The organism is Bradyrhizobium sp. HKCCYLRH3073 (assembly GCF_051167995.1).
GTDB lineage: Bacteria > Pseudomonadota > Alphaproteobacteria > Rhizobiales > Xanthobacteraceae > Bradyrhizobium.
Genome location: NZ_JBNPUD010000006.1, coordinates 254988 through 265948, shown reverse-complemented (window position 1 = coordinate 265948; position 10961 = coordinate 254988). Strand labels below are relative to the sequence as shown.

Sequence of the window (10961 nt, the reverse complement as noted above, 5' to 3'; positions counted from 1 at the left end):
AGGCAGGAATTATTCTTGAAGAGGATTGAAGTCGCGGCAGATTGCCTCAGATGCGACTGACGACGCAGGCCACCGGTTCGTATTTGCGGAAATACAACAAAGCCTGGTCACCGATGCCATCGAGCCACACCCCGCGGCCCGCATAGCGATAGCCGTCGCCCATCGGGACGAGACGAACCGGAATCGCGCGGTGGGGATGGAGGTAGAGCTGTGCGGTGACGATCTCGCCCGGCGCAAGCACGGGGCGTGAGCGCAGCATGTAGCTGCCGCCATTCTCGCAGGCGATCGAAAACGCAGCGCCCGGCAGCATCACCGCGTGAGCCTGTGCGTGGCCGATGAATCCACCGATCGCCGACAGGGCCAATGCCCCGCAAACCATGACTTGCTTGATATTCAATGCGGCCCCCTGCGCGCCAGCTTCCCTGCGCGCATTAAGACCGCAAACGACTTCGGCTACAAGTCGTCCGCCTGCGACATTCAGAGCAGCAGCGGCCGTCCCGGATCCCGGCCGCCGCCGATATCAGCTTCCGCCGCCGGCGTGACGTCGCTCTCGCTCTCGTGGTGCGGACGCTCGGCATAGGGCGCCGCGAACAGGCTGACGCCGCGGTGATCGATGGCGAACAGCGGCATGAACGACTGCAGATCGCGGCCTTCCATCAGCGCGGCCCGCCGGTTGTCGAGCATGGACCATTTGCCGTCGAGCCGCACGGCGACGACGGCGTGATCCTGCCGCACGGCGAGGTCGCGGACCAGCAGCAGCTTGAGATCCGATTCGGGCGTTCCCGCCGCCAGCAGCAGCGCGTATTTGGCGATCGCGTAATCCTCGCAGTCGCCGAGGCCGCTGCGCAAGGTCTGCAATGGCGAACTCCAGACGTCCGGCACGCCGTGTTGCTGGTCGTCGCTGACGTAGCGCACCGCCTGGTTGACGCCGCGATTGATCATTTCCGCGCGCGCGCGGCCGTCGCCAGCCGCAGCCGCCGACCGCGTCAGCGCGACGAAGATCCGCTCCGACGCCGAGCAGCGTGCGTCGTCGCCGTTGCAACGTTCGACTGAGATCCGCTCGCTTGCCATCGCGCCCTGGATGCCGCGCCATTTCACCCACAGCACGCCCTCGGGGGCACGGAACGTCATCAGGCCGAACGGCTCGTCGCTTGGCATCGCGACCGCTGGTGCCTGCGGGGCGTCGCTGACGACTCCGGCGCGCCCGGATGCATCGGTCGATGCAACTTCCACGGGTCCAGAGGCGGAGCGACGCAGGCCGTCATGCTTGGCGAGCACGGCATTGATTGTGAAGAAACGGACGGGCGGCGGCACCGGCAGCGCGCTATCCGCAGTGCCCTGCGCAGACCTGCGGTTTGAAGTCTCGGCAAATGCGGCGCCGGCGCAACCGGCCCCCACCGACAAGGCAAGCACAAGCCCCAGCGCACGCGGGAGAACCCGCGGCCGATCGATCCGCAACATCAGTGACGCCCCGTATGCTCCGGGGCATCGGCCGACGTCATCGCGTCGATCCCTGTCCCGGTCGTTATCGGATCAGGGATAGGGCCGGCGCTGCTTCGGGCCGGTTAAACCGCAATGATGTTCGCCGCCAAGCTGCGAACGCGACTAATCAAGGCCAACCGAACCGTGTCGCATTTGAACGATTCAGATTCTGGTAACGCTGCCCGCCGCTCGGGGCGGGCCCGGATGAGCGCAGCGGCGCCGGTGGCACGCATGCCTTCGCGGAGCCCGTACCCAGCGCGGGCACCCTGCTCCTTGCTCAGCGCTCGCGCAGCGCCTCGTCGCGCAGCATGCGGGCGGGCTTGACCAGATAGTCCAGCACCGATTTCTTGCCCGTCAGGATCTCGACGGTCGCGACCATGCCCGGGAGGATCGGAAGCGGCTGCTGGGCGGTGCCGAGATGGTTCTTCTCGGTGCGCACCATCACGCGATAGAAGGTCTCGCCGCGCTCGGTCTTGTCGCCCTTCTCGTCGGTGATCGTGTCGGCGCTGATACGCTCGACGCGCCCGTGCAACGAGCCGTACACGGATGAATCATAGGCGCTGAGCTTGACCACGGCCTCGTGGTTGGGGCGGATGAAGGCGATGTCCTGCGGGCGGATGCGGCCCTCGACCAGCAGCGTGTCGTCGAGCGGCGTGATCTCCATCAGGCTTGCGCCCGGCGCGACCACGGCGCCGATGGTGGTGACGTTGAGCTTGTTGACGATGCCGCGCACCGGCGAGCGCAATTCGGTGCGCCGTACCCGGTCCTGCGCCGACTTGATGTTCTCGTCGAGCACGGCGAGATCGCCGCGGGATTTCGCGAGATCGTCTTCGGCCTGGGCGCGAAAGGCGGTGACGATGTTGAGCCGGCGCGAGCGCGCCTCCTGCACCGCGGCCTCGGTCTTCACGATGCTCGCCTGCACCACCGCGAGTTGCCCGCGCATGTCGGTGGCCTGGCGGTCGGCACGTAGCATCTCGATCTCGGGCACCACCTTCTGGTCATAGAGCTTGCGGGTCAGACCCAGCTCGCGATTGAGCAGCGCCAGCGTCTCCGAGAAGCGCTTCTCGGTCGCCCTGAGCTCGTCGATCTCCTTGCTCTTCTGCTGCTCCTGCTGCTGCACCACGTCGACATCCTGCGCGAGCTTGCGCGCATGCGCATCGAACACGGCGCGCTCGCTCTGGACCGCGCGCGGGGCGTCGGCGACGAGGTCATCGGGAAACTCGACCGGGCTGCGGCCCTCGGTCTCCGCCGCGAGCCGGATCACCCGGGCGGCCATCGCGCCGCGGCGCTCGCGGATCTCGCCGAACTGCGAAGCAAAATTGGTGTCCTCGATCCGCGCCAGCGGCTGATCCTTGTCGACGATCGCGCCTTCCTGCACCAGGAGATCGGCGATGATGCCGCCTTCCAGCGACTGCACCACCTGGGTCTGGCGCGACGGCACGACCTTGCCGTTGCCGCGCTTGACCTCGTCGAGCACGGCGAAATGCGCCCAGATCAGGAAGGTGAAGAACAGGCCGAGCGAGGCGAGCAGCAGCATCCGCGCCGTCTTCGGCGTGCGCAACTCGACGGCAGCGCGGATGTCGTTGGAGAACGCGAAATCGCTGTGCGCCATGTCACCTCGTCCCCTGGACCGGCTTCGCGGTGTGGCTCGCGGCCGGCGCCGCCGCGGGCGGCTGCGGACGCAGCATGGTGAGGATCTGCGCGGTCGGCCCGTCGGCGACGATCTTGCCGGAGTCGAACACCAGGATGCGGTCGACGAGGGACAACAACGACGGCCGGTGGGTCGAGACGATGATGGACATCTCGCCCTTGGCCAGCAACTTCAGGCGCTCGAGGAATTCGCCCTCGCTGCGGACGTCGAAATGCGCGGTCGGCTCGTCGAGGAACAGCACGCGCGGCTTACGGATCAGCACGCGCGCCAGCCCGATCGCCTGCTTCTGCCCGCCCGACAGGCTGCGGCCGCCTTCGGCGATCATCATCTCATAGCCCTGCGGATGGCCCGCGATGAAGGTCTCGACGCCGGCGAGCCGCGCCGCCTCCAGCACCTCCTCATCGGTCGCTGCTGGGCGGCCGAGCGTGATGTTGTCGCGCAGCTTGCCGTAGAACAGGTCGGTGTCCTGCAGCACGAAGCCGATGCCGGCGCGCAGATCGGCCGGATCGTATTGCTGGATGTCGATGCCGTCGATCAGGATGCTGCCTTCGGTCGGCGGATAGAACGCGGTCGCGAGACGGCCGACCGTGGTCTTGCCGGAGCCGACGCGGCCGATGATGCCGATCTTCTCGCCCGGCTTGATGTCGAAGGAGACGTTGTCGAGCGCCTTGGTCTGGCTTCCCGGATAGGAGAAGCTGACATTCTTGAACTGGATGCGGCCCTGGTTGATCTCGCGCGCGACGTAGATCTTTTCCGGCGGACGCTCACGGTCCAGCGACATCAGCCGGTCGATCGAGCGCAGCGCCGACGTCGTCTGTGTGAAGCGCGTCATCAGGCCGGCGATGCCTGCGATCGGACCGAGCACGCGCCCCGACAGCATGTTGGCCGCCACCAGCGCGCCGACCGAGAGCTTGCCGTCGAGGATCAGGAACACGCCGACGACGACCAGCAGCAGGCTGCAGAACTGGCTCGCGACGCTCGCCGCGGTCATCGCCATCGACGCCCAGAACTGGACATCCTCGCTGGAGCGCGCCTGCGCCGCCACCGAGCGCTCCCACACCGTCTGCACCCGGCTCTCGCCGGCGACCGCGCGGACTGTCTCCATCCCGTTCAGCGATTCCACCAGGATGCCGTGACGCGCGGCGGATTGCGCCTGCATCTGCCGCATCGCGCGTTCGAGCGGCCGCTGGATCAGCAGCCCGACGGCAATCATCACCGGCAGCATCAGCAGCGGAATCCAGGCGATGGGACCCGCGATGATGAACAGCACGATGATGAAAACGACCGCGAACAGCATGTCGGTCGCCGAGACCACGGTACCGGACGTGAAGAACTCGCGCACCGAATCGAAGTCGCGGAGCTGGTTGGCGAGGATGCCGACCGATGGCGGCCGCTTGTCCATCTTCAGCGACATCACGTGCTCGAAGATGTTGGCGGCGAGCACCACGTCGATCTTCTTTCCGGTCATGTCGATGATGCGGCTGCGCACCACCTTGAGCAGGAAGTCGAATCCGATGGCCAGCATGAGGCCGACGCCGAGCGCGACCAGCGAGGGGATCGCGCCATTCGGAATCACCCGGTCGTACACGCTCATCGTGAACAGCGGCGCCGCCAGCGCCAGGATGTTGACGATGAATGCGGCGATCGCGACATGGCCGTAGTTGGCGCCGAAGCGGCTGACCACCGACCAGAACCAGTGCGTCTTCGACACCTCGCCGGCCGCCGCCACGCGCGGATCGACGACTGCGGCGGGCCGCACCAGATAGGCGAAGCCGACATATCGCGCCGCGACCGCATCGAAGCGCTCGATCGCCGGCTGTTCACGGCGCGAGGGATCGACGATGGTGAGACGGCCGGCGGCCTCGTCGATCGTCAGCAGGATGCGCGTGGTGCCGTCGTGAAACATCAGCACGCAGGGCAGCACCAGCGCGGGGATTTCGCTCAGCGGCCGTTCGACCAGTTGCGCCTCGAGCCCGGCCCGCTGCGCGGCGCGCTCGTACAGCGCGATGCTGAGCACGCCGCTTTCGAGCGGCAGTCCGGACAGCAGCGCGCTGCGGCTCAAGGCGCGGCCGTGATGAGCTGCGAGGTAAAGCAGACTGTCGCTGAGAGGATCAGCTGCCGGTACGGCTGTGCTCATCTGCGGCATCACATGCGCCGTCTCTTCGAGCTCGAACCTTGTCGGACGAATATTCAACAACGCCTCGGAATCCATTTGGCCGAACGACCCAGGCGGGCCTGCACCCATCGCTTCTTGCTAATAATTTGCTCTAGCCCAGTTCTTTGGCCTGCACCCGACTTTTTCGAGACTTTTACGGGTGTTTCGCGACAATCTCAGCGCAAAGTAAATGCATATGGTGAAAAGCCGGCGCGAGATGCGCCGGCTCTTGTTAGTTGCAGCTATTTCGACGCGGGCCCGTTGGGGCTCTGGGCAAATCCGCCGTACTTTCCGGAGGTAACAAACAACGTCGCATCCTCGGGATCGCTCGAGGCCCACCGATCGCCAAAGGTAATCGGCGCGGGATGCTTCGGCGTCCCATCATTCAGTCCGAACAGCGGCACCGGGCCGGCAGAGCTCAGCGGCTGCGGTCCCGGCGCCGGCGCGCGCAGTCGAATGGGCGCCAGGCTGTAGCCGATGAAGCCGCTCGGCGTGTCCACCGGCTCGGTCTCCGGGGGGTGACCGGTCTTCAGGTAGTTCAGCATCTGGCCCATCGCGGCAAGCAGCTGGTAGTCCGCAAACACCACCACACCGCGCGCCGACACCAGCGACACGTTGGCGTTGAAATACTGGTTCTGGGAGTTCAGGAGATCGATCAACGTGCGCTGGCCGAGCTCATACTCCTTGTTGTAGGCGACGAAGGTGCGGCGGGCCGCTTCGACATCGCGGACAAGAGCTGAGACGCGATCAGCGGTGATGATCCGGGCCGCCCAGGCCTTGTCGATCGACTCCAGCGCATCGCGCTGCAGCCGAGCATGCTTCTGCTGCTCCTGGATCATCCGCTGCGCGGCCTCCTCGCGGCGCCAGCTGTTCTGACCGCCGTTGAAGATATCCCAGGACGCAACGACCTTGCCGCTGACCTCGTCGTAACGATTGTTGTAGGTGATCGATTCCTTGCCTGTCGTCGCGCGGCCTTCCAACGAAAGCGTCGGCAGGAAGGTGCCGGTCGTGGCATCGAAGCCGCGCTTGGCAGCCGTCACATCCGCCGCGGCAGCGCGCAGGGTCGGATTGAACTTGTAGGCGATGTCGAGCGATTCCGCCTTGTCCCGCGGCATGTCGGACAGCCGGCCCGGGAAGCGCAGGTTATAAGGCTCCACGCCGACGACCTTGCGGTACTTCGCCCGCGCCACTTCCAGGCTGAGCCGGAACTCTTCGAGCACGGCCTGCGCTGCCGCGACCCGCTCCTCGGCCTGCTGCGTGTCGCCCTCGCCGGCCCGGCCGCCCTGGAAACGGGCCAGCACGTTCTTGCGCAGCTCGAGATGAACCTTGAGGTTCTTATCAGCCAGCGCGACCAGCCTGGAGTAGCGCACCACGTCGACATAGGCTTCGGCGGCATCGAGACCAATCAGCTCTGTTCGCTCCAGCACGCGATACGCGGCGGCATCGACCCGCGCCGCCTGGCGCCACACTTCATTGATCGAGGAAAAGCCATCGAACAGCAATTGACGGACCACCACGCCGGCCTCGCGGCCGCGCAGGTAGCGGCCATTATTGCTCGGAGCCGGCGAGACATATTGCTTGAGCATCTCCGGCCCGGCGCTCGCGTCGAGCCGGACCTGCGGCAGCAGCGTACCCTGGGACTGGCGAAGCTCGGCTTCGGTGGCCCGCCGGTTGGCGGCGGCCTCCCCGACACCGGGATTGGTCTTCACCGCCTGGTTGATGGCATCCTGGATGGTGAACGGCTCAGCGCCCAATGCCGGGCTGAAGCTCATTCCCACAACACATATGAAAATGGGTGTATATACGATCTTCAACATAGGGAACCGATAACAAACCCGAGATCGGCTCGCAATGTGACTCGCCACAGTTGCGGCGAAAAATCGACCGGTTGTGGCAGAATAGCTACGCTCCGCCATATTCTCCGGAGCGGAGATTTCAGAATCTGAAGCAAAATCAAAGCAGTGGGAATGAAGTAAAGCCGAGGCGGTGATTTAAAGTCAGCTATTTATTTCACAAAGAAAAATCTCGCCTCGGAGAATGTCGAGTTTTTCGTGTTTGTCTTCAATATGGACCGCTTCCGCGGCATTAAGTGAGATGGGCCCTCAAGCGACACAGCGGAACGGCAACAGGCGACCAGTCGCACGCCATTGCCACGCCGGCCCGCCACGACGGCCGTGAGCAATCGCCGCCCCGGCATCAAGGAACAACGAAGGATCCAATGAATATCGCGACCGACCGCCGGGCCCGAGATGCGAGGCATATATTTCGACGCACGGTCTGCAGCGAAACAATGGCTAAGGGGGTCCATTGCCCTCGAAAAATCTCGTCGAGCTGAAAGGCAGTAGATGGTGGGGGAGGCAGGACTCGAACCTGCGAAGCCATGAGGCGGCTGATTTACAGTCAGCTCCCTTTGCCACTCGGGACACTCCCCCGTATCGATGGCAATTCGGGCCGGCCGCGGAACAGCGGCGTCGGGGACCATCAGCGCCATGGAGACGGTAAGACCGCGGGGCCCGGATGAGCGGGCGCGCGCGGCCGGGGCCCTTATGATCGAACCCGCCCCTCGAAGTCAACCAAGGGACGACGAATTTTCCCGCCTGAGCGGTGCCAAATTGCCAGAATCCGCAGGCCGTGACAGAAGCTCGTGCCATGAGCGAACGCGACCGAAAGCCCCCTTTTCGCCGTCCGGGCGGCAAATTCTCCGGCAAACCGCGCGGATTCGAGCGGCCGCAGCCGTGGCGTGAACGCGACCACGGCTCGGATGGCCCCGTCATTCTCTATGGCTGGCACACCGTGACCCTGGCGCTGGCCAATCCGAAGCGGAGGATTCGCAAACTTTACCTGACCGAGAACGGTGCGCGGCGGCTCGCCGACGAGCGGATCGAAACAAGGGTGACGCCGGAGATCGTGCGCCCCAGCCAGATCGACCAGCGGCTCGGTCCGGACGCCGTGCACCAGGGCTTGCTGGCGGAGGCAGATCCCCTGCCCTCGCCGGACATCGACACGCTCGCGGCCGAGGGGCTGATCCTGGTGCTCGACCAGATCACCGACCCGCACAATGTCGGCGCCATCCTGCGCTCGGCGGCAGCATTCGACGTGAAGGCGATCGTGACCACCGCCCGCCACAGCCCGGAGGCCACCGGCGTGCTGGCCAAATCAGCCTCCGGTGCGCTCGAACTGGTGCCGATCATCACGGTGCAGAACCTCGCTCGCGCCCTGACGCGCCTGAACGAGCGCGGCTTCCAGACGGTGGGGCTGGACAGCGCGGGCGAGCAGGACATCGCGGCGGTCGCCTTGCGCGAGCCGCTCGCGTTGGTGCTGGGCGCGGAGGGCAAAGGCCTGCGGCAATTGACGCGCGAGACCTGCAGCGTCGTGGCACGGCTCGACATGCCCGGCGCCATCAAGAGCCTCAACGTCTCCAATGCCGCCGTGCTCGCGCTCTATATCGGCGCGACCCGGATCGGATTGATGCCGAAATGATCAAACGCCCGCGCGCCGAGGCGCACGGGCGTTGGCCTGAACGAATGTCCGGCTGATCAGTAGTAGCGGCGCAGCACGCGCTGGCCGTGATAGTAAGGGGAGGCGCCCCAGCGATAGGCGTGGCGGCGATGGTGATAGCTGTAGACCGGCAGCGCCTGCTCCTCATAGGCCGGATACGGCGCGAAGGCGCCTGGACCACTGTAGGTCGGCCCCTGGTTGACGTAATAATACTGCCGGGTCGGCTCGGACAGCCGCTCATAGCTCGCGCCGCAGGCGCCGCAGCCGTGGCCATAGGTGTAGCCGGGCTGATAGAAATATTGCGGCCGATACGTCACTGTCGGCTGGTACGTCACGGTCGGCTGATAGGTGAGCGTCGGCTGATAGGTGACCTGCGGCGCGCAGGGGGTGGCATAGCCGCACGGGCCGCAGGCGGTGGCGCCGCAGGCCGCGGCCGGTGCGCCGCCGGCGACGGCGAGACCGGCAATCGCGACAAGTCCTGAAATTACTCCACGCATAACTCTCTCCTGTTGATCTGTTCTTGCTTGTCTTGCTTGTGTTTGGCTGTCGATGGTGAGTTGCTCGCTAGCGGCGGTAGGCCGGCGGCCGATTGGGATAGCCGCGTGGATCACCATCGGGCGGAGCCAGGATGACGGCAGGCGGATACATCGGCACCGCCGGCTCCGGCGGCTGCATCTGGGATTGAGCGCCCCACGAGCGGGAATAGCTCTCGGCGGGCTTCGGCAGCTTGCGATCGGCCGGCGGCTCGATCTCCATCCGGCCATAGCCGGGCCTCGCTCCGAGGGTCGGATAGTAATGGCCGACATATGGCTCGGGCGGGACCGTGCGGCCGCCATAGATCGTGGGCTGCATGTATTGACCCTTGCCGAGACTGGACTGGCCTTCGACGACAGCATAGGAGGCATCGATGCCGTCGATGACGACGGGCACGCCGGGTCGCTGGGGAATGACGATCTCGAAGCCTTCGCTCGCGAGCGCGGCGGAAGAGGTCCCGATCACAATCACAAAAGCCGTTGCAATACGCATGAATTCACGCCCCGGTTGCCGTCCTACAAATACCGCAACGCGCGCCCTGATGGGTTAAACGCGCACATCAATCTGCCGGTAAGACTAACGCGCGAGCCATCATTCCGGGTTAAAGCTCCGGTCGGGTTCACGCGTGAGGGTTAATGGCTGATCATCAGCCCGCGCGGTCGCGACCATCGTGCGCAGCCCGATCGTGGAGTCACCAGCCCGACGGCTCCCTCAACCGCCCGGTTGGCCCGCTAGCCCCGCACGCGACGATCGCGATCAGTGTCGACAACGCGCGCCGCCGGCCGTCGTGAAAAACGGCGTGACCGCGGAACGGCGGCGGCCGGAGGAACTTAGGAGTTGGGGCGCAACGACGGAGTCATCCATGATCAGATCTGCAATTCTCGGGGCTGCTGTTCTCGCGACCGCGCTGGCCGGCCCGGCCATGGCGCGCGACATGCACCACCGCCACCACATGGCCCGCCACGACGGCGCGATGATGCAGCAGCAGCGCGCCGACGCCGGCTGGACCAACAATGGCTGGAACAACGACTGGAATCGCCGCGGCACCGGCTTCTGGCCGGCTGACGTCGCCGCCGGTGCCGTCGGCGCCGCCGCGGGTGTTGCTGGCGCAGCCATCGGAACCGCCGGCGCCATCGCCACCGCGCCGTTCCGCACCGCCGACGCCTATGCCTACGGTCCCGGCCCCTCTTACGGCCAACCGAGCTATGATCGCGGCCCGAACGGCTACTATGGCGACTGGAACAGTTACGCGACCCGCAACGGCCTGGTCTGCCGCCCCGGCACCATGTTCAAGGGCAGCGACGGGCTGATGCACATCTGCCAGTAAAGATCGAGCCGGAGCGGCTTCGACGATCGGCTCCGACAGGGGCGGCCCAACGGCCGCCCTTTTTGCTGGGCTGATGGGAGAAGCGGCGCTCACGCGGGGAGTAGCCGGACTGCATCAACTCTGGTAGGAACACCGCGCTTCGCGAGACCTCGTCGCAAACTGACGACGAGATCTGCGCCACCAATGTGCCTTCGCCGGCTTAGCTCAGCGGTAGAGCAGCGGTTTTGTAAACCGAAGGTCGGGGGTTCAATCCCCTCAGCCGGCACCAGCTTCCGTGCAGTTGGGATTTGCTGCGGCAATGGCTGTCACCGGCT

9 protein-coding genes and 2 tRNA genes are annotated in these 10961 nt (G+C 65.6%); 3 read left to right on the top strand and 8 right to left on the bottom strand.

Annotation, left to right across the window (positions count from 1 at the left end; translation table 11 throughout):
• Positions 1-46: 46 nt before the first annotated feature.
• From ACQR1X_RS17035 to ACQR1X_RS17010, 6 genes are all read right to left on the bottom strand, one after another.
• Positions 47-364: a hypothetical protein gene (locus tag ACQR1X_RS17035; protein ID WP_434899252.1), complete on the bottom strand. Its 318-nt coding sequence runs from the start codon at positions 362-364 to the stop codon at positions 47-49.
• Between the two features lie 113 nt (positions 365-477).
• The gene (locus tag ACQR1X_RS17030; protein WP_434899251.1) at positions 478-1158 is read right to left on the bottom strand and encodes a transglutaminase-like cysteine peptidase; all 681 of its coding nucleotides are present in this window, start codon (positions 1156-1158) and stop codon (positions 478-480) included.
• Positions 1159-1759: 601 nt separating this feature from the next.
• Complete coding sequence (locus ACQR1X_RS17025) at positions 1760-3094, bottom strand: HlyD family type I secretion periplasmic adaptor subunit (protein ID WP_434884258.1); 1335 nt, start codon at positions 3092-3094, stop codon at positions 1760-1762.
• Between the two features lies 1 nt (position 3095).
• Entirely contained in the window at positions 3096-5279 is a 2184-nt protein-coding gene (locus tag ACQR1X_RS17020) for a type I secretion system permease/ATPase (RefSeq protein WP_434899274.1), read from the bottom strand.
• Between the two features lie 251 nt (positions 5280-5530).
• Positions 5531-7060, bottom strand: a complete 1530-nt coding sequence (locus ACQR1X_RS17015) for a TolC family outer membrane protein (RefSeq protein WP_315801022.1) — start codon at positions 7058-7060, stop codon at positions 5531-5533.
• 574 nt (positions 7061-7634) lie between these two features.
• Positions 7635-7720 (bottom strand) — tRNA-Tyr (locus ACQR1X_RS17010).
• A 217-nt stretch (positions 7721-7937) separates the two neighbouring features.
• Here ACQR1X_RS17010 and rlmB point away from each other — a divergent pair.
• Entirely contained in the window at positions 7938-8768 is an 831-nt protein-coding gene (rlmB, locus tag ACQR1X_RS17005) for a 23S rRNA (guanosine(2251)-2'-O)-methyltransferase RlmB (protein ID WP_434899250.1), read from the top strand.
• Between the two features lie 56 nt (positions 8769-8824).
• On the opposite strand, the gene ACQR1X_RS17000 is transcribed toward rlmB, so the two are convergent.
• Both ACQR1X_RS17000 and ACQR1X_RS16995 read right to left on the bottom strand, forming a co-directional pair.
• The gene (locus ACQR1X_RS17000) at positions 8825-9283 is read right to left on the bottom strand and encodes a hypothetical protein (protein ID WP_434899249.1); all 459 of its coding nucleotides are present in this window, start codon (positions 9281-9283) and stop codon (positions 8825-8827) included.
• Positions 9284-9350: 67 nt separating this feature from the next.
• The gene (locus tag ACQR1X_RS16995) at positions 9351-9812 is read right to left on the bottom strand and encodes a hypothetical protein (RefSeq protein WP_315801025.1); all 462 of its coding nucleotides are present in this window, start codon (positions 9810-9812) and stop codon (positions 9351-9353) included.
• 370 nt (positions 9813-10182) lie between these two features.
• Here ACQR1X_RS16995 and ACQR1X_RS16990 point away from each other — a divergent pair, with 370 nt between their 5' ends.
• Together ACQR1X_RS16990 and ACQR1X_RS16985 are read left to right on the top strand one after the other, a co-directional pair.
• Positions 10183-10647 carry a hypothetical protein gene (locus ACQR1X_RS16990; protein WP_316177037.1) on the top strand — a complete coding sequence of 155 codons (465 nt, stop codon included), beginning with the start codon at positions 10183-10185 and terminating at the stop codon, positions 10645-10647.
• Between the two features lie 193 nt (positions 10648-10840).
• Positions 10841-10915, top strand: a tRNA-Thr gene (locus tag ACQR1X_RS16985).
• The last annotated feature ends 46 nt before the right edge of the window (positions 10916-10961 follow it).